Here is a 26953-nt window from a genome sequence, read left to right on the forward strand (position 1 = left end):
TGACGCCCGTCGCGATGAAATTTCAGGCGGCGTCCTATCGGCTATCGGCTATCTAGCGCGCCGGATCCTCCAGCGCTTCGGCGTACACGGCCTCCATGCGGTCGAGCATGCGCTCCAGGCTGAACTCACGTTGCGCGCGGGCGCGGCCCGCGGCGCCGAGGGCGCGCGCCAGCTCGGGGTTGGCGATGAGTACGCGCAGCGCGCGCGCCAGCGCAGGCACGTCGTCGGGCGGCACCACAAAGCCGGTCCGCCCGTGGAGCGTCACGAAGCTGGTGCCAGTGCCCACCTCGGTGGTGACCACCGGCAACCCGGCGGCCTGGGCTTCCACCTGGGCCATGCCGAAGGCTTCGCTCCGCTCCACGGCGGGCAGGGCGAAGACATCAGCGGCATGGTACCAGGCGCGCAATGCCTCTTCGGATTGTTCGCCGACGAAGTGGACGCGCTCCGCAAGGCCCAGAGCAGCGGCAAGGGCCTCCAGATCGGCGCGGCGCACCGAGGCGTCGCCGCCGACAAAGACGGCTCGCGCCGGCACGTGGGCCATTGCCCGCACCAGTCGGTCGGCGCCCTTGTAGTAGCGCAGCCGCCCGACGAAAAGCACCAGCGGCCCCGGAAAGCGCGCTCGCAGCGCCGCCACTCGTTCCGGGTCGGCCGTGGCGAAGCGTTCCAGCGGCATCCCGAAGGGCGCCACCCGACAGCGGGAGGCCAGCGGCGCCAGCATCGGCGAGGTGCGGATGTACGCCGGGCTGCTCGCCACGATGCGCGCCGCTCGCCGCAGGGTCTGTCGAAACAGCGGGGACAGGGTTCGCGCCAGACGGCGCTGGCGCACGATATCGCTGTGGTAGGTCACCACCAGCGGCACGCCCGGCGCGGCAATGAGGGTCGCCAGGTCGCCGGGGGGAAAAGGGTGGTGCAGGTGGATCAGGTCAGGCCGGGCGCGAGCCAGCAGCAGCGGCAGAGCCGGGCTGAGGGGGGTCGAGGCCAGGGTTGCCAGACGACCGGCCCGGATCACGCGCACGCCGCCCTCCTCCGTCACGCGGGTGCGGCCCGTGGCGCTGCTCACCAGCACCGTAACGGCGTATCCCCGCGCCGCCAGACCCTCGGCGAGGAGTCGCAGGTGGTTCTCAATGCCCCCGATGACCGGGGGATAGTCTTTGTAGAGCAACAGCAGACGCATTTGATCGCGGATTTTAGATTTCGGATTGTGGATCGGGCCTGTCAGATCTCGACGGGACAGGCGTCGTGCCAATGTTGAACAGGTCGCCTGGAACTGCATTATATCTGCCGCGGCGTGATACAATGAAAGCCGGTGCAGGATGCCGGGCAAGCTAGTGCAATCCTTAGGATTGCACCTACAAGAAACACAGACATGGACGCAGTGCTTGTGCTTGAGGATGGCCGGGTCTTTCCGGGGCGTTCATTCGGAGCGCCGGGCCAGTGCATTGGCGAAGTGGTCTTCCATACCGGCATGACGGGGTACCAGGAGATCCTGACCGATCCCTCGTACTGCGGGCAATTAGTGACCATGACCGCGCCGCACATCGGCAATACCGGGGTCAACGATTTCGATCCCGAGTCGCTCCGGCCCCAGGTGGCCGGCTTCATCGTGCGCTCCTACAGCGAGAACTTCAGTTCCTGGCGCGCCCGCGGCAGTCTGGCCCAGTTGTTGCGCGAGCACCGCATCGTCGCCATCAGCGAGGTGGACACGCGGGCGCTCACCCGGCACATTCGCACCGCCGGGGCCATGCGCGGCATCATCTCCACCACCGGCGAGCCGATAGAGACGCTGCTGGCGAAGGCCCGTCAGGCCCCGCCGATGGAGGGCCTCGACCTGACCCATGCGGTCACCTGTGAAGAACCCTACCACTGGGCCGAAGGCTCAGCTCCCTTCGGCCCGGTGTACCCCGGCGGCACGCCGCCGCTAACCTATCACGTCGTCGCCTATGACTTTGGCCTCAAGCGCACCATCCTGCGCCGACTGGTGGACCACGGCTGCCGGGTGACCGTGGTGCCGGCAGGCACTCCGGCGAGCGAGGCCCTGGCGCTGCGGCCCGACGGCATCTTCTACTCTAACGGCCCCGGCGACCCCGCCGCCGCAACCTACGCCTTCGAGACCCTGCGCGACCTGCTGGGGCGTGTGCCGGTGTTTGGCATCTGCCTGGGCCACCAGTTGATGGGCCTGGCCCTCGGCGCGCGGACCTACAAGCTGCCCTTCGGCCACCACGGCGCCAACCACCCCGTGCGCCATCTCCCGACGGGCCGGGTGGAGATCACCTCGCAAAACCATGGCTTCGCCGTGGACCCCGACACCCTCCCCCCGGAAGTGGAGGTGACCCACATCAATCTGAACGACCAGACGGTGGAGGGTTTACGTCACGCCGGCCTCGGCTGCTTCAGCGTGCAGTACCATCCCGAAGCCGGCCCTGGCCCTCACGACGCGACCTACCTGTTCCGCGAGTTCACGGCGCTTATGGCCAACTGGCGGTAGGAGCCGGTTTCGCAACGTGGCCCGTTGCGTAGGACAGGGTTTCGCAGCGGGTGTCAACCACCGGCGCGCCCACCCTGAACAAGCCCCGCACAATGAACGACCCTGCCAACACCCCTGGCGTAGATCCGCGCAACCGCCTGAATGATCTGACCGGTCGCGAGTGGACCTATGCGCTGCGCTCGGTGATCAGCACGCGCTATCCAACCAGAGGGCCGGAGAGTTACGCCCACGAGTTGCGGCGCGTCCATCCCTCGCCCAAGCCTCCGCAACTGCTGGCCGAACTGGTGCGTTTCTTCACTCGTCGCGGCGGCCACGTGCTCGACCCCTTCGCTGGCGTCGGCGGCACATTGATCGCCTGCTCGCTGGAGGGCCGCACGGCGCTGGGCGTGGACCTTTCACCGGAGTACGCCGGGATCTACCAGGCCGTCTGCGAGCGCATCGGGATCGCCCCCCAGCCCTACCTCGTGGCCGATGCGCGGGAGGTGGCGCGCCTGGAACAGGCGCGTGAGCGCCCCTTCGATCTGATCCTTACCGACCCGCCCTATGCGACGATGCAGGCTCGCGAGAAGACCGGCGAGCGCAAGAAGCGCGGCGCGAGCGCCCCGACCCCCTTCACCGCCTCCCCCGCCGATCTGGGGAACCTGGACTACTGGGAGTTCCTGCGCGAGTTGCGCCGGGTGCTGGAGGGCGCGCTCCCGCTGCTCAAGCCCGGCGGCCACCTGGTGCTCTTTGCCAAGGATCTGCAACCAACCGCCGAGCATCACAACATGCTGCACGCCGACATTGTGGTCTCACTGAGCCAGACGCCAGGACTGGAGTTCCGCGGGTATCGCATCTGGCATGACCAGAGCCTCAATCTGTATCCGTTTGGCTATCCCTTTGCCTTTGTGGCCAATCAGGTGCATCAGTTTATTCTGATCTTTCGCTATATGCCGCGGGGGTGAAAAACGCCGCCAGATCAAGATCGTTCCGAGCAGGCACAGCTCTCCCGGACCATCCTGCGCAGCGGGGAAGGCCAGCGAGCGCCAGTTCCGCGGTTTGAGGGTGCTCCATGCCCGATGAACAGCGCCCTGTGGCTACATCCGACACGCCGCCATGTTCGCCGCAGACCTATGCAGCCTGGCCGCTGGGTTGCGTTGTGGCCGGGCTAAGTCTGCTGGTAATGGTGAACGCCTTCGGGCTGTTCGGCATCATGGCTGCCGCAGGGGGCGCGCCCCGCTGGCTGGAACTGGGCGCCCCCTTATGCTTCGGCCTGCTGCCGCTGCTGGCGCAGATCGTCGGGTGGTGGTTCGCCCGCCGCCGCAACCGCTACGCTGCCCGTGTGCTGCTCTGGAGCGTTGCTCTTACCCTGGCGTTCGGGGCAATTGTCACCGTCGTGTTGAATGTGATAGACATTTTGACCCTGCGACGGTGACCTTTGGGTGAGGCCCCGCGCGCAACCTGGAAGATTGTGCGCCCGTGGTTTCTACAGGGGAGATAAGCAAACCAGGATTCCCGATTGTGCTACAGGACCATGGTACTATTCACGGTCGCAACCGCCCCAAAGGTCCTTTTAAAGCAGCAGAATCGGTAAATTTAGTACTCACGCATGCACAGTACCTTCTGACTATTGTCGTATTGCATCGTACGACCTATACTGCCAACGCGTAGAGCAAAACCTCTACCAACAACACTCGTACCTGAAGGGAGGTGAAACGATGCTTCGCAGCTTCTTCGCCAAGGAAGAGGGTCAGGGTCTGGTCGAGTACGCGCTCATTCTCGTGCTGATCGCCATTGTTGTTATCGGTGTTCTGACGCTGCTCGGCCGCCAGGTCTCGACCGTCTTCTCGCAGATCAACAGCGGTCTCAGCCGCTAGTCCGCTATCCGCGACACCTGTTCAACTAATGTACGCCTGTCGGTTCAACGTTCTACTCAGCAATCTAGCCAGCACACAGGAGTACAACCAATGCTTCGCAGCTTCTTCGCCAAGGAAGAGGGTCAGGGTCTGGTCGAGTACGCGCTCATTCTCGTGCTGATCGCCATTGTTGTTATCGGTGTTCTGACGCTGCTCGGCCGCCAGGTCTCGACCGTCTTCTCGCAGATCAACAGCGGTCTCAGCCGCTAACCTCTTCACCTCGGCTCAATGCCAAGCGCCTCGCCAGCATTCGGCGGGGCGCTTCGCGTTGGGACGCGCCGGTGCTACAATACGGCAATCTGGCCCTGCAACGACGAGGGAGCACCGGTGAACGACGATTCACGCAAGTGGTGGGCGCTGGCGGCGGTGGGCAGCGGCGTGTTGCTGTCAACGATAGACGGTTCGATTGTCAACATTGCTCTGGGCGCCCTCGTTGCCGCGTTCAACGCTAATCTCAACGTGGTCGAGTGGGTGATGCTGGCCTACCTGCTGACCATTTCATGTTTGCTGCTGCTGATGGGCCGGCTGGGGGATATGTTCGGTAAACGCCGGGTGTACTACGCTGGTCTGGGGATCTTCACCCTGGCATCGGCGTTGTGCGGGCTGGCCCCCACTATCGGCGCGTTGATCGGCTTTCGGGTGCTACAGGGGGTGGGCGCGGCGATGATCCAGGCAGTGGGGCCGGCCCTGCTGGTTATGGCGTTTCCACCGCGCGAGCGGGGCACGGCGCTGGGCGCGATCGGCTCGTTTGTGGCGGCGGGGATTCTGATTGGCCCGGCTCTCGGCGGCGTACTGCTGCGCTATGTCGGCTGGGAAGCGATCTTTTTCGTTAATGTGCCTGTGGGTATGGCAGGGATGTGGCTCACGTTGCGCAGTATCGCTCCCGACCGGGCGCCAGCGGGCGGGCAGGTGTTCGATGTGGCGGGCGCGCTGCTGTTGATGGTCACCCTGCTGGGCTTACTCCTCGCACTCACCGAGGGGCCGGTCTGGGGGTGGAACGATCCGCGCATCGCCGCGCTGTTCGCGCTCTCTGGCGCGGCGGGGGCGGCCTTTCTGGTCTGGGAGTGGCGCTTCCCCCAGCCGATGATCAGGCCGACCATGTTTCGCGCGCCCGCCTTTTCCCTCAACCTGCTGGCGAGCTTTTTGCTGTTTCTCGGACTGTCCTTCAATCTGCTGCTGACCCCCCTGTTGCTGCAATTCGTGCTCAACCTCGATTTGCAGACCACTGGACTGGCGCTGATGGGCCTGCCGCTGGCGCTTTCGCTGGTCGCGCCGATCAGCGGGCGCCTCTCCGACCGTATCGGGCCGCAGGTCCTCACCCTGGCCGGTCTGCTAATCGCGGCAGCCAGTCTGATCGCGATGAGTTTTGCCGGGGTAGGTACGCCGCTGGTCTATCTGATCGGGTGCTTGCTCGCGCTCGGGGTGGGGGTGGGTCTGTTCCAGAGCCCCAATAACAGCACCGTGCTGGGCAACGCGCCGCCCGAAGCCCTGGGGGTGGCCAGCAGCCTGCTGGCGATTATGCGCAATCTGGGCCAGACGGCGGGCGTGGCGATAGCCGGAGCGGTCTGGGCTTCGCGCGTGTTCGCCCTCCACGGCGGCCCGATCAGCCCGATCACTGCCGCGCCGCCCGCGACCCTGGCCGCAGGCTTCGATCTGGCGATGCGCGTGGCGGCGGGTCTGGTGCTGCTGGCGCTTGCGCCCTCCCTGGCGGGCGGGCGGGCCCTGGCGCGGCAGGCGCTGTCGGCCCGGGCGGATGAGAGCACTGATGTTTTGATCCACTGAGGACACTGAGCCGTGTGGCTCGCTACACTCGCGCCGCCAGTGTTGCAGGTCAATCGTTTCGCGAAACGCTATAATGCGATTCTGGATTTGAGATTGCTGGCGATTGCCTCCTGTAGGGCGAAGTCTTCCCAGGCCCAACCTGGAGGGTTGCGCTACAGGGTTCAAGGGCGGGCAGGGGGACAGGGAGACCCCCTTCCCCGCTGATCAGACTTCGCGGAAGATGAAGGGCAGCGCGGCAAGCACGCGGGTGCGCAGGGCCTCTTCGAGCAGGGCAGGGAGGAAGCTCCGGGCTTCGGCGGGAGGAAAAGGGCGTGGGAGCAGATCGCGCCGGCCCCCGCCGCGCACCATCAGCAGGGTGGGGCGCGGATCGGGGGGCAGGCCGGCCAGTTCGCGGGCGCGGGCCACTGCGGCGGGCAGACCCCCCAGGTCGTCCACCAGGCCGAACAGGGCCGCCTCGCGCCCCGTCCAGACGCGCCCGCCAGCGATCGGCTCAAGGCGCTCCTCCTCGATGCCGCGCCCCTCGCGCACGCGGTCCTTGAAGATGGCGTAGGTCTCGAACACGGTGCGGGTGAGAGCGTCGCGCTCGTTGGCCTCCAGCGGGCGCAGGGGCGAAAAGAGGCCGCTATTGGCTCCCCGGCTGATCACTCCCACGCCGATGCGCGCCCGTTCAAGCAAGGCGGCGCCATTCACGCGCACAGCGAGGACGCCGATGCTGCCGGTAAGGGTGGCCGGGCGAGCCATGATCGCCCGCGCCGGAGCAGCGATGTAGTAGCCTCCCGAAGCCGCCACGTCACCCATGCTGACCACGAGCGGCTTGAGCCGGCTGAGGCGCAGGGCCTCGCGCCAGATCAGGTCGGAGGCGAACGAGTCGCCGCCGGGGGAGTCGATATGCATCACGATGGCGGCGATGCGCCGGTCGCGCTCGGCGCGACGCAGGGCCTGGGCGATGGTGTCGCTGCCGGCGAGGTTGCCGCCGATAATCGGCAGCGGCAGGGGCGAGCGCCGGCTCGGCCCGGTGGCGATGGCCCCGATGACGGGGATCACCCCTACAAAGCGGCGCTCGCGACGGGCTGGGGGCAGGGGCAGCCAGCGGTCGGCCTGCAGCCAGTCAATCAACGCCAGCCCATCGTCGCCTCCGGCGGGTGTCGTGGTCTCCGCAGCGTCCGGGTGGTCGAGGCCCCGCAGGTATGCTTCCAGCTCGTCTTCGTAGCACGTCGCATCGAGCAAACCGGCTTCGCGGGCGGCATCGGCGCGGAAGGGGGCGCGATCAATCAAGGCGCGAACCTGGTCGGTGCTGAGACCGCGCGCAGCGGCGATGGTCTCGACGAGCATCGTGAAGCGGTCGTCAACGAGCCGTTCGAGCTGCTCGCGGGCCTCCGGCGAAAGCGAGGCGCGGGCCAACTGGTCGCCGCCGCTCTTGTAGGGCGACACGGCGATGACCTCGGCCTCCAGCCCGGCCAGACGGAGAGCGTCGCCAAAGAAGGTCACCTCGACTCGCAGGCCGGTCAGGTTGAGATAGGCCGTGGGCGGCATTACCACCCTGTCGGCGCAACAGGCTGCGAAATAGGCGCGCGTATCGGCGGAGGGCAGATAGGCCACCACGCGCTTGCCGGCGTCGCGGTAGACGCGGAGGATCTCGTGGAGACCCTGAATGGCGGCCCATCCCGCGCTGAGATCGCGGATGACCAGCACCACGCCGCGAATATGCGGATCGTCGGCCAGACGCTCGAAGCGCCGCCGCAGGATCTGCAGGCTGAGAGGCGAGGCGACCCCGCCCAGGCGCCCCTGCCACCAGACGAGCGGCTCGGTCAGTTCGGGCAGGGCGCCGCTTACCTCCATGCGCACCCAGTCAGTGCGGCGACGCCGCAGCCGGCGCCAGAGATTCACGCTCTTCCGCCAGAGAGCAGTTAGCAGATACGTGAGTGTTGCCATAGACCATTCGCAGCGTGCGCAGCAGCAGGGCGGAACGAAAATATTTCTGGGAGGGCTCGGCCCTCCCAGGTCCCGCCGGCGGGCAGGAGTGCGGGCAAATCTGATTGACCCGCGCTTGCTCTGCCCGGGGGGCGGCTCCTCACCCTTCCCCGACCTTCTCCCGATCCGCTGCAAGTGGAGCGGGAGGGGGCGCCGAGCGCAGCGAGGCGGGGGAGGGTGAAGACAGCCAACCGCCTGTTATCTATCAGTGGCCGTTGAATACAATGATGCGCAGCCATATGAGGCAATCTAAAATCCAAAATCCACAATCCAAAATCGCCTCAGGCATTATACCAGGCTCGCTCGGAGCCGACGCGGCTTCACTGTTCCTCATTCCACGCGCCGGATGGCGCGTCCAGTTGTATGGTAGACTTTTACGAGGCTGCACCGAACGCCACTACAGGGCTTATGCCGAGACCGTCTCCCACTGCGCAGTGTGAGGCGGCTACGCCGCCCATATGGTTCTTTTGAGGTTTTGGCGTGGCTGCGACGCCAAAACCTCAAAAAAACCGGGATGTGGGGCTGGCCCATGGCTCTGGCGCAAGCTCTGATGCAACCAGGATATAATTTCGCTGCGCACTCTTTCGTATCACCCTTTGCGTAAGTGCGGAGGGCTGTCCTCACCGCGCCCCTCCAGACGGGGAAATAGCGCGCCACCCTCCGGGTGCGCTGCACGATAGATATGACTCGAACCGCAGGTGTTCTGATCACGCTTCTGGCAATCGCCCTGCTGCTCACCGGCTGCGGCAGCAGACCGCTGCTCGGAGACGTCACCCTCAGCGCCGACGTTTTCGATCCCGCCGAGGCCGGCGCGCCGCTCACTATCGCCTACACTGTAGGCCGCGACGCCACGGTGGACATCTACGTTCTTGATGCTAGCGGCGCGCGCTACGACCTGCGGCGCTCCCAGCCGCGCGTGGCTAGCCGCGAGCCTTACGTGCTGCGCTTCGACGGCACGGCGCCCACCGGCGACCCGGTGCTGGTGCGCCGCCTGCTGCCACCCGGCGCCTACACCATCGTCGTGGCCGCTCAGACCGACGCCGGGCAGCGCGACGAGCGCCGTCTTCCGCTCACCATCACCGGTGACGAGACCCCCCTGCCCGACATCGAGAACCTCACCGTCGCGCCGCCTGTCATCTCACCCAATGCCGACGCGATTGACGACGTCGCCGAGTTCACCTACCGGCTGCCCGTAAGCGCTACGGTGGACATCGAGGTGATCGCTCCCGACGGCGAGATCATCCCCGTGGTGACACGCGAAGACGAAGGACCCTACGAACAGCACCACGTCTGGAACGGCAAACGCCCTGATGGCTCGCTGCTGCCGGCAGGGGTCTATACCTACACCGTGCGCGCCGCGGATCGCTTCGGCAACCAGGTGCAACGCCAGGGATCGATCGAACTGGCGAACGTAGGCCAGCCCGAGGCGCGAATCGTTTCAGCGTATATCGCTCCGCAGCGCGTCATGCTCGGCGAAGTAATCACCGTCACCGTGCGCGTGCGGAACACCGGCGCCGTGCCCATCCGCACCTACGGCCCGCCCAGCGGCTTCGAGTACACCACCGATGAGGTTTTCTCCTCGGTCGAGGGCGGGCGCTACGCCGCCCAGGCCGGCGGTTTCTGGCGCCTGGGCATGGACTGGGACGCCAACAGCGGCGGCGGGGCCAAACGCTATCCCTTCCGCTGGGCCCTCAGCGCCAGGCCCCCCGAACAATGGAGCGTGCCGGGGGTCGAAGATTTCTTCATGCCCGGCGAAGAGATTACCATCGTCGGGCGGGTGCGCGTACTGCAGCGCGAGACCAGAATGGGCTTCTACGTCGGCCTGATCCAGGACGGGGTGGGCTTCTTTCAGGATCGCACCGCGCGTACTATCGTCGAGGTGGGGTTCTAGATCTTCCGAGATAAACGCAGACAGGCGCAGCCCTCGCCGTTTGCCGGGGCGCGGGGAAACCTGATTTCCCCGCACCGCCGCTGCTGCAGGCAGGAGGGTCCGGGAGAGCGCGCGCTTCCCGGAAGAATCCCGTTGGGTGGAGGTGCGCCGACACAGGGAGGCAAGAAGGTCATGACCCTTCAGGATATGCTTCAGACCGCCCTGGAGAACCTGGGCCGGCGCAAGGTGCGCACGGCGCTGACCTCGACCGGGGTCGTCGTGGGCATTCTGACGATCGTCACCATGGTGTCGCTGGGCGTGGGGGTGCAGCGCGAGATCCGCGAGCAGTTCGCGGCCCTGGGGCTGGAGAACGTCTTTGTGCGCCCTGGCCAGCAGCAGGAGCAGGACTTCTTCACCCAGTTCGGCCCTCCGATGCCCGCCCGGCCGATCACGCCGGAGGTGGTGGCCCGGTGGGAGCAACTGCCCGGCGTGCGCGAAGTGACGACGCGGATAAGCCTGGACCAGACAACGACGCTGCTGGAGTTCCCGGAAGGCGGGACATGGCCCGTGCGGGTCACCGGCCTGGATGTGATCGCCAACCCCTTCCGCGCCCCGCCGGCGATCCTGGCTGGCGCGCCTGGCCCGCTTGAAGCGGCCGGGCAGGTGGTGCTGGCCGCGGGAGCCTTGCCGCCCGGCGCGCGCCCCGAGGAACTCCTGGGACGTAAGGTGGCGATTGTGCTGCGCAGCCCGCGGGGCGAAACCGAACGCTTCCCGCTCACCGTCGCAGGCGTGAACGATAGTGCCGACAGAGAGGTGCAGGCGAGCGCGGCGGATATGGCGGCGATGAAAGCCTGGTGGTTCAACACCCCCGACTATCTGGAACGCTACGGCTACGACGAAGCGGTCATTCGAGCCAGCGACGTGGCGGCGGCCGCCGAACTGGTGCGCGCCCTGCGGAGCGAGGGCTTCCGGGTGCAATCGCTCGAACTCATCCTGCAACAGGCCAATCGCGTCTTCGCGGTCATCAACGTCATGCTGGCCTCGGTGGGCGGGCTGGCGCTGTTCGTGGCCAGCCTGGGCATCGTCAACACCATGATCATGGCCATCTACGAGCGGACTCGCGAGATCGGCACGTTGAAAGCGATCGGCGCCTCGCGCGGCGACATCCGGGGCATCTTTATGATCGAGGCCGGGCTGATCGGGCTGATCGGCGGGATGATCGGCATCATCGGCGGCTGGCTGATCGGTATGCTGCTCAACAAGGTGATCAACTGGTACATCGCCCGCGAGCGCCTGCCGCTCGAAGGCGCCTTCTTCGTCACTCCCTGGTGGCTGGCCCTGGCCGCGCTGGCCTTCGCGGCCCTGGTGGGCGTCGTGGCCGGCCTCTATCCCGCTGCCCGCGCCGCGCGCCTTGATCCCCTGGTGGCGCTGCGGTACGAGTAATGTCGATTTTGGATTTTGGATTGCCGGATGTGCTGTTCCGCAGGAGCGCGTCCGGATGCCGCGTGCGGCGACGGGACTGGCGCCAGCGGAGCGTCGGGCGTCGCCGGGCAACGGCAGGGGTGACCGGCCGGTCGCCCTGCCCGCCCGGACGGGCAGGGAGGTTGGAGTTGCTCCTCCCCGGTATGCAGGTAATTGCATGCCCCCTCCAGAGCAGTGTAGCCGCCCCTCGTCCCGCCGCGAGACACGAACCAGACCGCAACCTGCTTTTCACCTTTTACACTCTTTACGCATGCCGGCCCTGTGCTATAATGGAAACTGCGTGTCGAATACTTGTTCGCGCCGTTCATTATGTTTATTCATGCGATTGCAATGCGGATATTCTGACAGCGCATTGTGGAAAACATTCGTTTTACCTATCTCCAGAACATCTTCAACCTCTTTTAACTGTAAACGCTTTTTAGAAGCACCCCCTGGCGGGGCGGGGAGTGTAAGGTCCCATGAAGGACTTTGTCCACCTGCACGTCCATTCAGAGTACAGCCTGCTCGACGGCTACGCCTCCACGGCGGCGATTGCCTCCCGCGCGGCCGAGCTGGGCATGGATAGCATCGCACTCACCGATCATGGCGTGATGTACGGCGCGATGGAGTTCTACGAGGCGGCGAAGAAGGCCGGCATCAAGCCGATCATCGGCATGGAAGCCTATCTCGCCCCCGGATCGCGCAGCGACCCCGCCGTCCGTGGCGGGAAGAATTACTACCACCTCCTCTTGCTGGCCAAAAACGAGACCGGCTATCGCAACCTGGTCCGTCTCACTACCCGCGCCCACCTCGATGGCATGGGCAAGGGGGTCTTCGCCCGCCCGCGCATTGATCGCGCCCTGCTCGAACAGTACCACGAGGGGTTGATCGTCACCTCCTCGTGCATCGCCGGCGAGGTGATCAGCCAGATCCAGGCCCATCAGGCCGACGAGGCGCGCCGGACGGCGGCCTATTTCCGCGATCTGCTGGGGCCGGAGCATTATTACCTCGAATTGCAACTCCACGACAATGCGCCCGAACTCGAGGCCATTAACGAGGAACTGGTGCGCATGAGCCGCGAACTGGGCATCCCGATGGTGGTGACGAACGACACCCACTTCGTGCGCCCGGAGGATCGCGTTACCCAGAACATGGTCATGGCGATGGGCATGAACCTCACCTACCGGGAGTTCTGCGCCAAAGACTATGCCATGGACGAGAGCTACCACATTATGTCCGGCGAGGAGATGTGGGCGAAGTTCAAGCGCTACGGGACGGCGCCGCTGGAGAATACCCGCCGCATCGCCGAGATGTGCAACCTGAAGCTGGAGTTCGGGCGCGTGCAGTTGCCGCAGTTCGACCTGCCCGAAGGACACGACGCCGCCTCCTATCTCCGCCAGGTGTGCGAGGAAGGCTTGATGCGCCGCTTCAACGGCAACCCGCCCGCGCACTACGTCGCTCGCCTCCGCGATGAGCTGGACGTGATTAACGCCACCGGCTTCCCTGACTACATGCTGATCGTCTGGGACTACGTGAAATACGCCCGCTCGCGGGGCATCCCCTGCCTGCCCCGCGGCTCGGCGGGGGCCTCGCTGGTGCTCTACTGTCTGGGCATTACCGATGTGGACCCGGTGAAGAACAAGCTGCTCTTCGAGCGCTTCCTCTCCCGCGAGCGCCTGGAGATGCCCGATATTGACACCGACTTCGCCGACTCGCGCCGCCAGGAGATCCTCGATTATCTGACCCAGAAGTACGGGCGCGAGAATGTGGCCCAGATTATCACCTACGGCACCCTGGGGGCCAAGGCGGCCATCCGCGACATGGGCCGCGTGCTCGATCTGCCGCTCAGTGAGGTGGACCGGGTCGCCAGACTGATCCCGCCCCTGCCGGTCGGGATCACCATCGCTCAGGCTATGGAGCGGGTGCCGGAGTTGAAGCAGATCTATGAGACCCAGCCGGAGCTCCGCGAGTTGATTGACGCCGCGCAGCGGGTCGAGGGGCGTATGCGCTCGGTGGGCACCCACGCCTGCGGGGTGGTGGTCAGCCGCACGCCCCTGGAAGAGATCGTGCCCCTCCAGCGCACCACTAAGGACGAAAACGCCCTGATGGCCGCCTACGAAGGCCCGACCCTGGCCAAAATGGGCCTGCTCAAGATGGATATCCTTGGTCTCACTAACCTCTCGGTGGTGGCCGAGGCCCTCAAGTATATTGAGCAGACTACCGGGCGGCATATGTGGCTCGATGATATTCCCACCGATGATCCGAAGGTCTTCGAGAGTCTCAGCCGCGGCGAAACCCGCAACGTCTTCCAGTTGGAGTCGCCGGGCATGACTCGCTACCTGATGCAGTTGAAACCGACCCGCGTCGAGGATCTCTACGCCATGGTGGCGCTCTATCGCCCCGGCCCGCTGGAGCAGATCCCGGTCTATATCCACAACAAGCACCATCCCGAACAGATCCGCTACCTGCATCCCATCCTCGAGCCCATCCTCGAAGACACCTACGGGGTGATCGTCTACCAGGAGCAGATTATGCAGTTGCTCCAGACGGTGGCCGATTACACCCTGGGCCAGGCGTATATCGTCATCAAGGCCATCAGCAAGAAGAACAAGGCCCTGATGGCCGAGCACGAGGCGATCTTCAAGGCGGGGTGCCTGAAGCAGGGCATCAGTCGGGAGATCGCCGACCAGTTGTGGGAACTGATCCTGCCCTTTGCCGGCTATTCCTTCAACCGCCCCCACGCCACCCTCTATGGCTTGCTCAGTTATCAGACCTGCTGGCTGAAGGTGAATTACCCGGTGGAGTACATGGCCGCTGTGCTTACCGGCGCGGGCGGCGTGCTCGAGGATGTGACCAAGGCCGCCCTCGAGGCGCGCCGCCTTGGTGTGGCCGTGCTCGGCCCCGATGTCAATCGCTCCCACAAGGGCTTCACCATCGAGCCGCTGGACCCCAACCAGCCCCTGCCGCCTGGAGTGGCCTACCGGCGCGGCATTCGCTTTGGCCTGGCGGCGATCAAGAACGTGGGCGAAGGCCCGGTCGAGGCGATCATCGCCGAACGCGAGGCCAATGGCCCCTTCCAGTCGCTTGAAGATCTCTGCGCGCGGGTGGATCGCCACGTGCTCAACAAGCGGCTGCTGGAGAGCCTGATCAAGGCCGGCGCCCTCGACTCGCTCCCCGGCTCGCGGCGTCAGAAGCTGGCCATCCTCGACCAGGCGGTCAATGCCGGCGCTGAGGCCCAGAAGGCCCGCGAGATCGGCCAGAGCACCCTGTTCGATGTCTTCGGCGAGCAGAGCAGCGGGGCCCCTAACCTGCGCGTGCCGCGCATCCCGATGCCTTCCATTTCCGCCACCCCCGCCGATGCGAAGGAAGAGTTGCTCTGGGAGAAGGAACTGCTCGGCCTGACCATCTCCGCCAACCCGGTCGCCCGGGCGCTTGAGGGGCTGGATCGCACCGGGGTGAGCAATCTGGGCGATATTGCCGAGGAGCACCTCAACACGCTCATGACCTTCATCGGGGTGCTCAGCGGCGTCCGGCGCATCAGCACCAAAAAGGGCGAAGCGATGCTGGTCGCCAATCTTGAGGATCTTACGGGCACGATCGAGCTGGTCGCCTTCCCCAAAACGCTGGCGAAGTACGGCGATCTGCTGCGCGATGACGCCGCGGTCAAGGTCACTGCGCGAGTGGATAAGCGCCGCGACACCACCCAGTTGGTGGTCGAAACGGTCGAGATGGTCACCCCTTCGGCCACGCCGGAAGCGGACCCGGCCATGGCGCCAAACGAGATGGACCTGGAGGGTCCTGGCGAGGCGCCGGAGTCGCTGCCGGCGATGATGGAACCGGCGATGCCGCCAGACACGCCGCCGCCTGTCGCTCCTCCGCCCGCGGCGCCGCCGCCCGCACGCGCCCGGCGCCAGGTGAGGCTCAACGCCCACGGCCACGATTACGCAGGAGGACGCATGATGAGCGGCAATGGCCATCGCCACGACACTGCCGGCCATCCGCCGGTCGCCGGGCGCACGCTGCGCATCCGTCTGCCCCGCACCGGCGATCATGATGGCGACGTGCGGCGCATGCAGGACGTGTACAGCGTGCTCCGCGAGAGCAGCGGTCCCGACCAGGTAAGATTCTACCTGCCCAACGGCGTGGGTACGGTGGTCCTCGAATCACAGCACCGGATCGCCGTGTCCCCGGCCTTGCTCGAGGCCCTGAGGCAGGTGCTGGGGCCGGAACGGGTGATGGTCGAGGGATAGCAGGCTCAGGGCAGTTCCTCCAGGCGGAAATTGTCGAAGCGCGCGCGCACCCCCGAGGTGTCCGCCCCCTGGATGACCAGACCGGCGCGGCCGTCCAGACTGACCGCGTCGGTAAACTCCAGTTCGGCCAGTATGTCATCGTTGACGCTGAGCGCCAGCCGCCGGTCGCGCACCTCGACCTTGATGCGATTGGTGGCATTGAGACCGGCGCGCACCGCAGGCGCCGGCGCGGGAGGGATGATCAGACCGCCGTCGGCGCCATTTCGGTAGAACATGAAGCCGCCTTCAGGGAAGATAATCAGGGCGAAGAAGTTGAAGGCGGCGTCGTCGCCGAACATGACGCCATAGCCGCTGCCGCCGCCCTCGCCCTCCACCATCGTGGCGTCCACTTCCAGCACGAAGTCGCCCTCCACCCGCGAGGCGCCGACTGGCAGGGGTTGCTGCCACGACACCACCCGGCCGCCCACGAAGACCTCATAGGCCTCCTGCACGATGGTAGCGCCGCCTACGCTCCACTGGGCGCGTTCCGGGTCGCTGAAATCCTCGCGCAGATCGAGCCATTCGTTGCGGGGCGCGTCAACAACCGGCGCCACCGCGCCCTCGATGTTGTCGAAACGCACCGTCAGATCGCCCTGCTCGAAGGTCACCAGCCCCAGGGTAAGCTGGCCCGCCTGCTGGCGTTCATCGGTGTACTCCAGCACCTGCTCGCCGTTGATGAAGCCGCGGATCGTCGCTCCCTCGGCGACCACCCGCAGCCGGTTGCTCACCCCCAGGCCCCTGCGAATGCGCGGGTCGGGGGTCCAGGGCACGAGGGAGGTGTAGGTCTCATCGCGCACCTGGGCCAGCCGGAAGTAGCCCGAGGGGCTGATCGAGAAGAGCAGGTGGTCATCGGGGGCGGCCTGGCGGAAACGAATGCCGAATTCGGAGGTCAGATCGCCGCTGACCGGCAGCACGTCCACGGCCATGTCGAAGTCGCGCACATCGGGCACACCCAGGTAGAGACCATAGGAGTCAAAGTGAGGCAGTTCGAGCGTCAGTTCATAGGCGCCGCCGTTGATCCGGGTCTGCGAGCGCTCCCAGCGGTTGGAAAGCTGGCTGAAGTCATCGGTGATTGTCACGGGTCCGTCAGGAACAGCGATGAACTTGTTCGGACCCTCCGGGGGCGGGCCGACCTGACCGGCGGTGAGCGAGGCCAGGCGGCCCCGCAGCACCGGGTTGGTCAGGACGACCAGGAGCAGGCCGATGCTGGCAACGATGACGAAGGCGCCAAGGGCCGCGGCCAGCAAGATAAGCAACCGGCGCCGACCGCGCGGCGCATCGTCTGGCGCAGCCGGAGGATGGGGCGCCCGGACGTTCTCGGCAGGGGGCACAGGAGGCAGGGTGTCGGCCGGCGGAGGAAGACGAGTCTCCGGATCAGACATGGCATTCTCCCCGGGGAAGGTCTATGCGCACAGGTAGCGAATACTATGTAGTATACCGCGTATAGAATCCGGATGTCGCCGATCTACCCGGTGAATCAGGGCTGATGCAACGTCATTGAAGAGAAGAACGCGGGGATGCGATGCTATGGAAGCGCTCCAGGTAGCGGTGGGTAGCGTATAGCAACCCTATCCTGCCGCACCTGGAACATGTCCGACGAGCTTCATCTACGTGCCGGTTCTGGACGAACAGGCGTTGGTTGAACGTCGAGCACGTCGATAGGACGACGCCAGATGTGTGTCGAGCGCCGCTAGTTGGGGAACTGGCGTCACTGGGAGGCAAACTCCCATCGCCCACGGACGCAAATCGCACGTTCTGCACATCCCTGACGTTCAATACTCCACCCGCAATCACAGCAATATAGCCCAGGATGCCCCCCTACAGTCCGTACTGAGTATCGCTCTTTATCAGGCCAGGGCAATCTTAGGCCAGTAGTTGTAAATAGATCTTTTTTTCCTGATCGAAGAGGGTATGTCTGGGATGCTCTATCTCTCCCCAACATCCTATCCGGGCGGATGCCATAGCTACTCTACTGCGCCCCTTGCCTGTTGCGGCTGTAGAGGGCTCAGGGAGGGCACAGTTCTCATCACGTGCATGGTTTTTTAGAGGCGCAAGCATGTTGAAATATGGCGAAGCCCGGCACTGTGGTCTGCATGCCGCATGTGAGGGGATACGGCATGTACCGAAGGGGTTGCGCAGAGCGTCAAGCCATCAGTGTATGCACCAGGGCCACCCATTCGCCCTCGGCGTGGCGCTCGACCAGGCGCAGACCGGCGGCGTCGAAAGCGGCCCTGACCTCGGCTTCGCGGGCGTCGAGAATGCCGCTGCTGATCAGCGCCGCACCGGGCGCCAGGGCCGCGGCCAGATCGGCAGCGAGGAGCGCCAGCGCCCTGGCGATCAGATTGGCGACGATGAGGTCGAACGGCCCCGGTCCGGGCGCGGCGGCACTCGGGGCCGGGGCTTCAGGCGGGCCGAAGTCGCCGCTCAGCCAGTGGCCCAGGCGCGTACCGGCCCCCAGGCTGCCCTCGGCCACCGTCACCCGCTCGCCCACCCCGTTGCGGGCGACGTTCTCGGCAGCCACGGCGACAGCCACCGGGTCGTTGTCGAGGGCCAGCACCGCGTCGGCGCCCAGGCGGGCGGCGGCGATGGCCAGAATACCGCTGCCCGTCCCCAGGTCGAGCACGTGCTGGCCAGGGCGCACATAGCGCTCCAGCAGCCGCAGGCAGAGCTGCGTGGTGGGATGCAGCCCGGTGCCGAAGGCCATCCCCGGGTCGAGGCGCAGCACAACATCGTCGGGGGCGGGGTGATGCTCGAGCCAGGACGGTACAATGACGATCCGCTCGCCGACCCGCAGCACGGTATAGTGCTGCTTCCAGGCGTTGGCCCAGTCCTCCTCCTGCAGGGCGCGCGTCCGGAGGGGGCCAACGGAACGCATCTGGCCGAGGTGCCAGAGGGCCTGCTCAACGCGCTGCCGGGTATCCTCGGCCCGCTCGTCCAGGGGCACGTAGGTGCGCAGCACGCTTGGGCGCGCGGCGTCGTAGCGAAACTCCGGTCCCTCGTCCCCCGGCGTCCATGCCGGTTCCACCACCACGCCGCCGTTGTAGCCGTAGCGGGCCAGTACCTCAGAGACCGCCTCGACCGCCTCGCTGTCAACTTCAACCGAGAGTTCGAGCCAGTTCATGACAGTTTCCAGCGCGTACCCTGGGGGCCATCTTCGAGCGTAACGCCAAGATCGGCCAGGCGGCTGCGCACCAGGTCGGCCAGGGCGAACTGCCGGGCCTTGCGCAACTCGCTCCGCACCTCCACCAGCAGGTCAATAAAGGGCGCCACGTCCTGGAGCTTCTGCCTGGGGCGCGGGCTGAGGCGCAGCCCGAGGACGCCGGCCAGTTCGCGCAGGTCGTTCTGAGCGGCGACGAAGGGCGCGCCGCCGACACCGGCGTCGCGGGCGCTGTTGATCGCCCGCACCAGGTCGAACAGCGCCGCCAGCGCGCTGGCAGTGTTGAAATCGGCGTCCATCGCCTCAACGAAGTGGGCGCGGGCCATGGCGACGGCATCGGCCAGCGCGGCGACGGGCGGCCCCTCGGTGAGAGCGCCGGTGGGCGGCTGCAAGCCGGTGAGCAGCCGTTCGAGCTTACGCACGTTGTCGGCGGCAACCTCCTCGTTGTAGGTGAGAGGGCTGCGGTAGGAGCTGCTCAGCACAATCAGCCGGAAGACATCGGCATCGTAGCGTTCAAGGAAGCTCGCCACCGTCACCACGTTGCCGAGCGACTTCGACATCTTCTCGACCTGCCGCGTCTCGGGGTTGACCAGTTGCAGCATACCATTATGCACCCAGTAGCGGGCGAATGGCTTCCCGGTCAGACACTCGCTCTGGGCGATCTCATTCTCATGATGGGGGAAGATCAGGTCCGTGCCGCCGCCGTGAATGTCAATCTGCTCGCCGAGGTGCTGCATGCTCATCGCCGAGCACTCGATGTGCCAGCCCGGACGACCGGGGCCCCAGGGACTGTCCCAGGCCGGCTCGCCGGGCCGGGCAGCCTTCCAGAGGGCAAAGTCGGCAGGGGATTCCTTGCGCGGGTCCACCTCAAAGCGCGTGCCGGCGAGCATGTCCTCGAGCGAGCGCCCGGAGAGCTTGCCGTAGTCGGGGTCGCTGGAGACTCGGAAATAGACATCGCCATCGGCGACGTAGGCGTGCCCCCGCTCAATCAGCCCCTGGATAAAGGCGATAATTTCAGGGATGGTGCGCGTGACGCGAGGGTAGGCGGTGGCGGGCAGGACGTTCAACTCCCGAAGCTGCGCCAGGAACTCCTCGGCCAGTTCGGAGGAGAGTTCCAGGGGATCGCGGCCCAGTTGCGCGGCGCGGGCGATGACCTTATCGTCAACATCGGTAAAATTGACGATATGCCGCACGGTGTAGCCACGGAACTCCAGGTAACGCCGGATCACATCAAAGACCACCGCCGACATGGCATGGCCGATATGGGCCTCGTCATAGGGCGTCACGCCGCAGACATACATGCGCACCACGCCGGGTTCCAGCGTCTCAAACGGCTCGGTGGTGCGGGTGAGCGTGTTGTAGATGGTGATAGGCATGGCGATTGTGGATTTTGGATTGCGGATTTGATCTCGCTAACTCCCGGAGGGAGATGCGAGCAGGGCGGTTCCTGACCGGAAAGCAATCCGGTAATCTGGTTGTTCAGACCGGCGCTACAGCGTTTCTCGAAACGATTGACCCGCAACGATAGCGGCGCGAGCCACGCGGCTCAGTGTCTTCAGTGGATCAATATATTCAGTGCTCTAGATCCCCGCGCCGAGATTATACTCCTCGTCACTGCCGTTGCGCGGGCTATCATAGAGAATGCGCCAGAGGCTTTCGGGGAGGGCGTCGTAGGTCAGGCGATGCTCGGCGTGGTGCGTATGAGTGACCTCTTCCAGATTGCTGAGGCGCGCCTCAAGTTCGAGCACCTTATCGTGGAGGCCGCGGAGCATCTCGCCCTCGGGGTCGGGCAGCACCTCGACGCGGCGGGTCACCCCGGTGCGCGGATCGCGGGTGGCGACGATGCGCGCGGGTACGCCGACAGCGGTGGCGTGAGGCGGCACGTCCTTGACCACCACCGCGCCGCCGCCAATGCGGGCGCCCTCGCCGATGGTGATCGCGCCAAGCACGATCGCGCCAACCCCCACCACGACATTGTCGTGAAGGGTGGGATGGCGCTTGCCCGTCTGCTTCCCGGTGCCGCCAAGGGTCACCCCCTGGTAGAGCACGACCCAATCGCCGATCTCGGCGGTCTCGCCGATCACCACGCCCATGCCGTGGTCAATGAAGAAGCCGCGGCCGATGCGGGCCCCGGGGTGAATTTCGATGCCGGTGAGGAAGCGGGAGAGCTGGGAGATCAGACGAGGGATGAAGGGCACGCCGCGGCGATGGATGGCATGGGCGATGCGGTGGAAAATAATGGCATGCAGGCCGGGGTAGAGCAACACCTCGGCCAAGTTGCGCGCAGCCGGATCGTTCCGAAAGATCGCGCGCACATCGTCGCGCAGCACGCGCAGGGCATAGGAGAGGAACATAGAACAACCTTCCGCTAGGGTGAATTCGGACGGCAACAGGCGACCGAAATGCTTAGCGGGGCGCCGCGGCGCGCGACGCCCCTAGCTACAGCTACACCCAGGGCGAGAAGGCAGGGGCCGGCGGGCGAAGGCAGCCGGCCGGGAGAGGCGGAGAGCGGGTTCAGTCGTCCGAATTGGCAGCAGAGGACTCACTCGATGCACTCTTCTCGCTGGTGTCGGGCTTACGGCTATCAGTAATGTACCAGCCGGACCCTTTGAAGACAATGCCTGCCGGTTGGATCACGCGGCGTACCTTTCCCGCCTGGCCACAGCGACACGTGGTAAGCGGTTCATCCTTGAAGCTCTGGAACTGCTCGAACTGCTTGCCACAGGCATCACAGGCGTAAACGTAGGTTGGCATGGCTTCGTCACATCCTCCCTGGTTCTCGAACGGCACCTGGTGAACGAGCGAGGGAGGGCCTGGCCCTCCCCGTGGTCACCGTTGACACGCTGTTACGCTGTGTATTGTACCTGAAGGCGGCGAACTCCGCAATTAGAGAGATGTTAGATGCCGGAGCGGTTGCGGAGTTTTTTGGGTAAACCTCCAAACCCCGGGTTTTTCGATGGTTTCGGCGGCGCAGCCGCCCCGATCCCCTCTCCTCTGGCTGAAAGCAGGCGTTGCGTCAACCTCGCGCCTGGCGCTGATCCCGTTTGACAAAGCCTCGCCTCCGTCGTATAATTTGCGATGGTAAGCTGTAACTGCATGCCGAAGTGGCGGAACTGGCAGACGCGCTACGTTCAGGGCGTAGTGGGGGTGACCCCGTGTGGGTTCAAATCCCACCTTCGGCACCATCCCGGTGGGGGATAGTTTAACGGTAGAACGCCTGATTCTGGCTCAGGTAGTTGGGGTTCGAGTCCCTGTCCCCCAGCCAGACGCATTGCCGCCACGCGCCCGCGTGGCGGCTTGTGTTAGCGCGCTGTTTCGTAGGCCCGCGCCACGATGACGAGCAGCATAAGACAGATGGTTGCAAAGACCAGCGCTTCCCCTCGACCCGTGCGCCCGCGGTTGTAGGCGATGGCGCCGGGCAACAGTAGCGGGGCTATAATGCCGTAGATGATGTGCAGCGCCAGCGGCCCCGCCAGAGCCAGATTGCGCGTCAGCAGCAGCGCGCCCAGGCTGCACTGAGCCACGATGAGCAACTGCGCCATCCACAGCGCCCCGATGTAGCCCTGGCCCACCCGCCCGCGCAGGGCGCATAGCAGCGCCCAGATGACCAGTACGGCCATCAGCGCCGTGAGGGTGAGTTGCAGCCGGCTGTGGAGCAGCGCGATGCGTTCAAACATCGTATCGGTCCGTGCTGGACGGTTGGCGGCGGGGTGCGCCCTGGATCTGGCACAACTGCGCCTGTGCCTGCGCGAACCCCGCCATTGTAGCGCAGTCCTGATTCGATAGGGGAGGCGACCCTGGCGTATACGTGTTCATACTCGGGGTAACAGTAGAGCCTGGGAGCGAGGCCGTCTCGCCCTCGAAGCCACAACGAGGGCTGGAAGCCCTCGCTTCCAGGAGAAGTGTGAACAGTCGCCCTGGCGTGGAGAAACCCGGTTTCGCCCGCCTGCAACGCGGTGAGTTACGCTACTGCCCGTTTCCCATCAGGCAGGGGCACGGGGAAACCGGGTTTCCCCACCTCCTCGCTCGGACCAGGTAGGAGCCTGGGAGGGCAAGGCTCTCTCAGACCCTCCCGCGGAGGCCTGATGCTTGCCCATTCGGTAGTCTACAGGATCAGAAGCGATGACCATTGGCTGGACTGAGTGTCTGATCATCCTGGCGCTGGTTGCGCTGATAGCGGCGGTGGCCTTTCGCGCGGGTTACTTTCGGGGCAGAGGACAGTAATGGGCGTGGTCTTCGGGTTGCTGGCGGCCCTGGGCTGGGGCGCCGGGGATTTCGCCCTGAGCCGCATCTCGCGGCGCATCGGGCCGCTGGCGACGTTGCTGTACCTCCAGGCCGCCGGTATCGTCAGTATTGGCCTGGTGCTGCTGGCCCGCAGCGACCCGCCTCCGCTCGACCCGGCGCTCTGGGCGCTGGGGGTCGCCGTGAACACGTTGAACGTCGCCGCGACGCTGCTCCTGTACCGGGCGCTGGCAGTGGGCACGCTGATGATCGTCTCGCCGATCTGCGCCAGTTTCGCCGTTGTTACCGCCAGCCTGGCGATGCTGGGGGGCGAACGACTCGCCCCGGTGACGCTCGCGGGGGTGGCGCTGGTGATGGCAGGCGTGGCGGTGGTCTCGCGGGGCAGCAGAGGGGAACCCCTGGGGTTGAAAGGAGTGCCGGCGGCCCTTGGCGCGGCGCTGGGCTAAGGGGTCTTCTTCTACTTGCTCGGGCCGGTCACCGCGGGCCTCGGTGTAGCCTGGCCCATTTTCATCGGGCGGGTAATGGCCTGCGGCGTCGCCGCCCTGGCCTTCCTCTGGCAGCAGCGGCGTCCCGCACCGCTCTCGCTGCGTCTCCTGGGCATGATTGCGATCGCCGCATCGCTCGACACCATCGGCTTTCTGGCCTACAACACCGGCATCGCCACAGCCTACGTCAGCGTGGTGACGGCCCTGGCCTCGATCTTCAGCGCGGTCACCGTGCTGCTGGCGTGGGTGCTGCTGCGGGAGCGGCTGGTCAGGACGCAGTGGGCGGGGGTGGTAGCGGTGCTGGTGGGAGTGTTGCTGGTGAGCTTGCGGTGAATGCTCTCCTGTCACCGATGGACATCCACTACACCATTATCAACAGCCCCCTGGGCTGGCTGCTGGTGGCCGCAACCGAGCGGGGGATCTGCCGGATTGCCTTTGGGGAGGACGTCGCCGCGCTGGAGAGCGAGCTGCGCCGCGCCTTCCCGCAGGCGCGGATCGCGCGCGACGATGCCATGCTGGCCGCTATCGCCACGGGGCTGGCCGACTACCTTGCGGGGCGCGGGCCGTGCCCCGATCTGCCCCTTGATCTGCCCGGCACGCCCTTCCAGCGCCGGGTCTGGGAGGCGTTGCGCGCCATTCCCCATGGGGAGACGCGCAGCTACGGGCAGATCGCCGCCGCGCTGGGCCTGGGGCCGGGCGCAGCGCGGGCGGTAGGGGGAGCCTGCGCGGCCAATCCGGTAGCCCTGCTGGTGCCCTGCCACCGCGCCGTAGGCCGCGACGGCGGCCTCCAGGGCTTTCGCTGGGGCCTCGAGCGCAAGCGGGCGCTGCTGGAACTGGAGCGTTCCTCCAGGTCAACATAAAATGAAGCGACCGGCAAGTCCAGCAGGGCCGCGCTCGCTTGAAGGAACAACTTGCTCTCGTCCCCGCGGTGCGCGCAGCGCACGGACGACTACGGCGATTATACAGACAAGGAAGGGGATCCCTGATGATGCGCATTCGCGGCTGCTGCCCGCACGACTGCCCCGACACCTGCGCCACTATCACCGAGGTGCAGGATGGGCAGGCGCTGCGCTTTTACGCCGACCCGGATCACCCCGTAACCCGCGGCTGGTTGTGCGCCAAGGTGCGACCCTACCTGAAGCGCGTCTACAGCCCTGACCGGCTGCTCTACCCCTTGCGCCGGGCGGGGCCGAAGGGCGCGGGGCGCTGGGAACGCATCAGTTGGGACGAGGCCATCGCGACCATTACCGCTCGCTGGCGCGAGATTATCGCCACCTACGGCGCGGCGGCGATCCTGCCCTACTCTTACAGCGGCACCCTGGGCCTGGTGCAGATGCTCATCTGCAACCAGCGCCTGTGGAACCGCATGGGTGCGAGCGGGCTGGAACGTTCAATCTGTAGCGCGGCGGCACACGCCGCGGTAGCGGCCACCCTGGGGGCCAGGCATGGCCCGGATTACGCCGATCTGCTCCACAGCCGCCTGATCCTGCTCTGGGGACACAATCCCGCCAGCACCGCGCCCCACGTGATGCCCTTTCTGCGCCAGGCCCAGAAACAGGGCGCCTACGTGGTGGTCATTGACCCGCGCCGCACCCTTACCGCCCGCTCGGCGGATGAGCACATCCAGGTGCGCCCGGCCACCGACGCGGCCCTGGCGCTGGGCCTGATGCAGGTGATCTTCAGCGAAGGGCTGCACGATGAGCCCTGGCTGGAGGCGCACAGTCTGGGCTGGCGGGCGTTGCGCGAGCGGGCCATGCAGTACCCTCCCGAGCGGGCCAGCGCCTTGACCGGCGTCCCTGCCGATGCCATCGTGGCCCTGGCGCGCCGGTATGCCTCGACGAAGCCCGCCCTGCTCAAAACGGCCGATGGAGTGCAACGGCACCAGAACGGCGGGCAGACCTTCCGCGCCCTATGTTGCCTGCCCGCCGTGGTGGGGCAGTACGGCGTGCGGGGCGGCGGCCTGGCCTTCTCCACCGGCGGCTACGTAGCCTGGGATGGCGAGGCGCTGGCGCATCACCGGGACTGCCCGCCCGTGCCGCGCATCGTGAACATGAACCGCCTGGGCGCCGCTCTTACCGGCGAGGTGCGCGATCCGCCGATTATGGCCCTCTACGTCTACGGAGCCAATCCGGTGACCTCCGCGCCCAATGCCGGCCTGATCGTCCAGGGCCTGCTGCGGGAGGACCTCTTCACGGTGGTGCACGAGCAGTTCCTCACCGACACGGCCCGCTACGCCGACCTGGTGCTGCCAGCGACCACGCAACTCGAGCATGTCGACCTGCACACAGCCTACGGGCATCGCTTCTTGCAATACAATCACCCCGCCATCCCGCCACGAGGAGAGGCCCGGAGCAACTGGGACGTGATGCGCCTCCTGGCCGCAGGGATGGGCTACACCGAGCCGTGGCTGCGCGAGAGCGCCGAGGAAGCCATTCGCGGGGTGCTTGACGCCACCCGCGCCAGGAATCCCTTCCTGGCCGGTATCACTTTGGAGCGATTACAGGCCGAGGGGACGGTGCGGCTAAACCTGGAGGGCGCCGAGGCGCCGTTTGCCAACGGCGTCTTTCCTACTCCGTCGGGCAAGGTAGAGTTGTACAGCGCGGCCATGGCCGCTCAGGGGCTCGACCCGCTGCCCGACTACGTTGAGCCGCTGGCCCTGCGCGAACGGGCCGCGCGCCCCGACGACGAACGGCTGATCGTCCTGTCGGGCGCGTCGCACCATTTCGTTTCATCGAGCATGGCCAACCAGCCTGATCTGCAGGCAAAGGAAGGCGCGCCGTTCATCGAGATCAGCCCTGCCGATGCCGCGGCGCGCGGCATTAGCGACGGCGATGAGGTGGTGGTCGAAAACGAGCGTGGCTGGTGTCGCCTGCGCGCCGTGGTCACCGACGACGTGCCCTCTGGCGTTGCCGTGGCCCCCAAGGGTCACTGGGGCAGCCTCTCGCCCGATGGTCGCAACATTAACTGGACCACTCCCGACGATCTGGCCGATCTGGCTGGGCAAAGCACCTTTCATACGAACCTGGCATGGGTGCGCAGAGCCTGAGCAACTCCATTTCCCGCGGCGGGTTCGGGGCGCGCCCCGAGGATCTGGTACAGGCCCTGACTCTGCTGTGGCGCAGGTCTCCTGGAATGCGTTCAGATGAACCGCAGAGCACGCAGGGGATGAGCTTTTTTGCAGCCCTCCGTCTCCTCCGCGTTCTCTGCGGAGCGAACGCGGTCGGTAGATGTGAACACGATGGCTCCTTGTTAAATGGCACAAATGTGCTATAATGTTCTATACCTGCCCGCAGGCCGGACGACAGCGCGGGGGATG

At 65.9% G+C, this 26953-nt stretch carries 21 protein-coding genes and 2 tRNA genes; 15 read left to right on the forward strand and 8 right to left on the reverse strand.

The features are described 5' to 3' along the window. Positions 1 to 52: 52 nt before the first annotated feature. Entirely contained in the window at positions 53 to 1174 is a 1122-nt protein-coding gene (locus tag NZU74_04220) for a glycosyltransferase (GenBank protein MCS6880516.1), read from the reverse strand. A gap of 192 nt (positions 1175 to 1366) precedes the next feature. Between NZU74_04220 and carA the strand changes: the two genes are divergently transcribed. The 6 genes from carA to NZU74_04250 all read left to right on the forward strand — a co-directional run bounded on the left by carA (position 1367) and on the right by NZU74_04250 (position 6162). After that, positions 1367 to 2485: a glutamine-hydrolyzing carbamoyl-phosphate synthase small subunit gene (gene carA / locus NZU74_04225; GenBank protein ID MCS6880517.1), complete on the forward strand. Its 1119-nt coding sequence runs from the start codon at positions 1367 to 1369 to the stop codon at positions 2483 to 2485. A 92-nt stretch (positions 2486 to 2577) separates the two neighbouring features. Further along, entirely contained in the window at positions 2578 to 3429 is an 852-nt protein-coding gene (locus tag NZU74_04230) for a DNA methyltransferase (protein MCS6880518.1), read from the forward strand. A 128-nt stretch (positions 3430 to 3557) separates the two neighbouring features. Further along, positions 3558 to 3899, forward strand: a complete 342-nt coding sequence (locus NZU74_04235) for a hypothetical protein (GenBank protein ID MCS6880519.1) — start codon at positions 3558 to 3560, stop codon at positions 3897 to 3899. A gap of 283 nt (positions 3900 to 4182) precedes the next feature. Next, positions 4183 to 4341, forward strand: coding sequence for a Flp family type IVb pilin (locus NZU74_04240; protein MCS6880520.1), 159 nt, complete (start codon positions 4183 to 4185; stop codon positions 4339 to 4341). Positions 4342 to 4431: 90 nt separating this feature from the next. Continuing rightward, positions 4432 to 4590 carry a Flp family type IVb pilin gene (locus tag NZU74_04245; protein MCS6880521.1) on the forward strand — a complete coding sequence of 53 codons (159 nt, stop codon included), beginning with the start codon at positions 4432 to 4434 and terminating at the stop codon, positions 4588 to 4590. Positions 4591 to 4707: 117 nt separating this feature from the next. Further along, positions 4708 to 6162, forward strand: a complete 1455-nt coding sequence (locus NZU74_04250) for an MFS transporter (GenBank protein MCS6880522.1) — start codon at positions 4708 to 4710, stop codon at positions 6160 to 6162. Between the two features lie 204 nt (positions 6163 to 6366). Here the strand turns inward: NZU74_04250 and sppA are convergent, their stop codons facing one another. Next, complete coding sequence (sppA, locus tag NZU74_04255; protein MCS6880523.1) at positions 6367 to 8094, reverse strand: signal peptide peptidase SppA; 1728 nt, start codon at positions 8092 to 8094, stop codon at positions 6367 to 6369. Positions 8095 to 8815: 721 nt separating this feature from the next. On the opposite strand from sppA, the gene NZU74_04260 reads away from it, so the two are divergent. The 3 genes from NZU74_04260 to dnaE all read left to right on the forward strand — a co-directional run bounded on the left by NZU74_04260 (position 8816) and on the right by dnaE (position 15714). Then, positions 8816 to 10024, forward strand: coding sequence for a hypothetical protein (locus NZU74_04260; GenBank protein ID MCS6880524.1), 1209 nt, complete (start codon positions 8816 to 8818; stop codon positions 10022 to 10024). A gap of 171 nt (positions 10025 to 10195) precedes the next feature. Continuing rightward, positions 10196 to 11446, forward strand: coding sequence for an ABC transporter permease (locus NZU74_04265; GenBank protein ID MCS6880525.1), 1251 nt, complete (start codon positions 10196 to 10198; stop codon positions 11444 to 11446). 497 nt (positions 11447 to 11943) lie between these two features. Then, positions 11944 to 15714 carry a DNA polymerase III subunit alpha gene (dnaE, locus tag NZU74_04270; GenBank protein MCS6880526.1) on the forward strand — a complete coding sequence of 1257 codons (3771 nt, stop codon included), beginning with the start codon at positions 11944 to 11946 and terminating at the stop codon, positions 15712 to 15714. Between the two features lie 5 nt (positions 15715 to 15719). Here dnaE and NZU74_04275 read toward each other — a convergent pair whose 3' ends face one another. The 5 genes from NZU74_04275 to NZU74_04295 form a co-directional block, all read right to left on the reverse strand. After that, on the reverse strand, positions 15720 to 17135 hold the full coding sequence (locus NZU74_04275; GenBank protein ID MCS6880527.1) for a DUF1080 domain-containing protein: 1416 nt from the start codon (positions 17133 to 17135) through the stop codon (positions 15720 to 15722). A gap of 761 nt (positions 17136 to 17896) precedes the next feature. Continuing rightward, a complete protein-coding gene (locus NZU74_04280) occupies positions 17897 to 18886 on the reverse strand; it encodes a 50S ribosomal protein L11 methyltransferase (GenBank protein MCS6880528.1) in 990 nt (329 codons plus the stop codon). Next, positions 18871 to 20286 carry a cysteine--tRNA ligase gene (gene cysS, locus NZU74_04285; GenBank protein ID MCS6880529.1) on the reverse strand — a complete coding sequence of 472 codons (1416 nt, stop codon included), beginning with the start codon at positions 20284 to 20286 and terminating at the stop codon, positions 18871 to 18873. The genes NZU74_04280 and cysS overlap by 16 nt, the downstream gene beginning before the upstream one ends. Positions 20287 to 20490: 204 nt before the next feature. Next, on the reverse strand, positions 20491 to 21264 hold the full coding sequence (gene cysE / locus NZU74_04290) for a serine O-acetyltransferase (GenBank protein MCS6880530.1): 774 nt from the start codon (positions 21262 to 21264) through the stop codon (positions 20491 to 20493). 160 nt (positions 21265 to 21424) lie between these two features. Continuing rightward, complete coding sequence (locus tag NZU74_04295; GenBank protein ID MCS6880531.1) at positions 21425 to 21664, reverse strand: zinc ribbon domain-containing protein; 240 nt, start codon at positions 21662 to 21664, stop codon at positions 21425 to 21427. 344 nt (positions 21665 to 22008) lie between these two features. Here NZU74_04295 and NZU74_04300 point away from each other — a divergent pair. Together NZU74_04300 and NZU74_04305 are read left to right on the forward strand one after the other, a co-directional pair. Next, positions 22009 to 22095, forward strand: a tRNA-Leu gene (locus NZU74_04300). Positions 22096 to 22101: 6 nt separating this feature from the next. After that, positions 22102 to 22175, forward strand: a tRNA-Gln gene (locus tag NZU74_04305). A 37-nt stretch (positions 22176 to 22212) separates the two neighbouring features. Here NZU74_04305 and NZU74_04310 read toward each other — a convergent pair. After that, complete coding sequence (locus NZU74_04310) at positions 22213 to 22587, reverse strand: hypothetical protein (GenBank protein ID MCS6880532.1); 375 nt, start codon at positions 22585 to 22587, stop codon at positions 22213 to 22215. A gap of 546 nt (positions 22588 to 23133) precedes the next feature. Here NZU74_04310 and NZU74_04315 point away from each other — a divergent pair. From NZU74_04315 to NZU74_04330, 4 genes are all read left to right on the forward strand, one after another. After that, positions 23134 to 23598, forward strand: coding sequence for a DMT family transporter (locus NZU74_04315; GenBank protein MCS6880533.1), 465 nt, complete (start codon positions 23134 to 23136; stop codon positions 23596 to 23598). Positions 23599 to 23613: 15 nt separating this feature from the next. Then, on the forward strand, positions 23614 to 23970 hold the full coding sequence (locus tag NZU74_04320) for a DMT family transporter (protein ID MCS6880534.1): 357 nt from the start codon (positions 23614 to 23616) through the stop codon (positions 23968 to 23970). Then, on the forward strand, positions 23967 to 24497 hold the full coding sequence (locus NZU74_04325) for a methylated-DNA--[protein]-cysteine S-methyltransferase (protein ID MCS6880535.1): 531 nt from the start codon (positions 23967 to 23969) through the stop codon (positions 24495 to 24497). Before NZU74_04320 ends, NZU74_04325 begins: the two co-directional genes overlap by 4 nt. A gap of 125 nt (positions 24498 to 24622) precedes the next feature. Continuing rightward, on the forward strand, positions 24623 to 26683 hold the full coding sequence (locus NZU74_04330) for a molybdopterin oxidoreductase family protein (GenBank protein ID MCS6880536.1): 2061 nt from the start codon (positions 24623 to 24625) through the stop codon (positions 26681 to 26683). The last annotated feature ends 270 nt before the right edge of the window (positions 26684 to 26953 follow it).

Source organism: Chloroflexaceae bacterium, from assembly GCA_025057155.1.
GTDB lineage: Bacteria > Chloroflexota > Chloroflexia > Chloroflexales > Chloroflexaceae > JACAEO01.

Coding starts and splice junctions, on each gene's coding strand:
- NZU74_04220 (MCS6880516.1), bottom strand. CDS start 1,174: ATGCGTCTGCTGTTGCTCTACAAAGACTATCCCCCGGTCATCGGGGGC.
- carA (MCS6880517.1), top strand. CDS start 1,367: ATGGACGCAGTGCTTGTGCTTGAGGATGGCCGGGTCTTTCCGGGGCGT.
- NZU74_04230 (MCS6880518.1), top strand. CDS start 2,578: ATGAACGACCCTGCCAACACCCCTGGCGTAGATCCGCGCAACCGCCTG.
- NZU74_04240 (MCS6880520.1), top strand. CDS start 4,183: ATGCTTCGCAGCTTCTTCGCCAAGGAAGAGGGTCAGGGTCTGGTCGAG.
- NZU74_04245 (MCS6880521.1), top strand. CDS start 4,432: ATGCTTCGCAGCTTCTTCGCCAAGGAAGAGGGTCAGGGTCTGGTCGAG.
- sppA (MCS6880523.1), bottom strand. CDS start 8,094: ATGGCAACACTCACGTATCTGCTAACTGCTCTCTGGCGGAAGAGCGTG.
- NZU74_04260 (MCS6880524.1), top strand. CDS start 8,816: ATGACTCGAACCGCAGGTGTTCTGATCACGCTTCTGGCAATCGCCCTG.
- NZU74_04265 (MCS6880525.1), top strand. CDS start 10,196: ATGACCCTTCAGGATATGCTTCAGACCGCCCTGGAGAACCTGGGCCGG.
- dnaE (MCS6880526.1), top strand. CDS start 11,944: ATGAAGGACTTTGTCCACCTGCACGTCCATTCAGAGTACAGCCTGCTC.
- NZU74_04275 (MCS6880527.1), bottom strand. CDS start 17,135: ATGTCTGATCCGGAGACTCGTCTTCCTCCGCCGGCCGACACCCTGCCT.
- cysS (MCS6880529.1), bottom strand. CDS start 20,286: ATGCCTATCACCATCTACAACACGCTCACCCGCACCACCGAGCCGTTT.
- cysE (MCS6880530.1), bottom strand. CDS start 21,264: ATGTTCCTCTCCTATGCCCTGCGCGTGCTGCGCGACGATGTGCGCGCG.
- NZU74_04295 (MCS6880531.1), bottom strand. CDS start 21,664: ATGCCAACCTACGTTTACGCCTGTGATGCCTGTGGCAAGCAGTTCGAG.
- NZU74_04310 (MCS6880532.1), bottom strand. CDS start 22,587: ATGTTTGAACGCATCGCGCTGCTCCACAGCCGGCTGCAACTCACCCTC.
- NZU74_04315 (MCS6880533.1), top strand. CDS start 23,134: ATGGGCGTGGTCTTCGGGTTGCTGGCGGCCCTGGGCTGGGGCGCCGGG.
- NZU74_04330 (MCS6880536.1), top strand. CDS start 24,623: ATGATGCGCATTCGCGGCTGCTGCCCGCACGACTGCCCCGACACCTGC.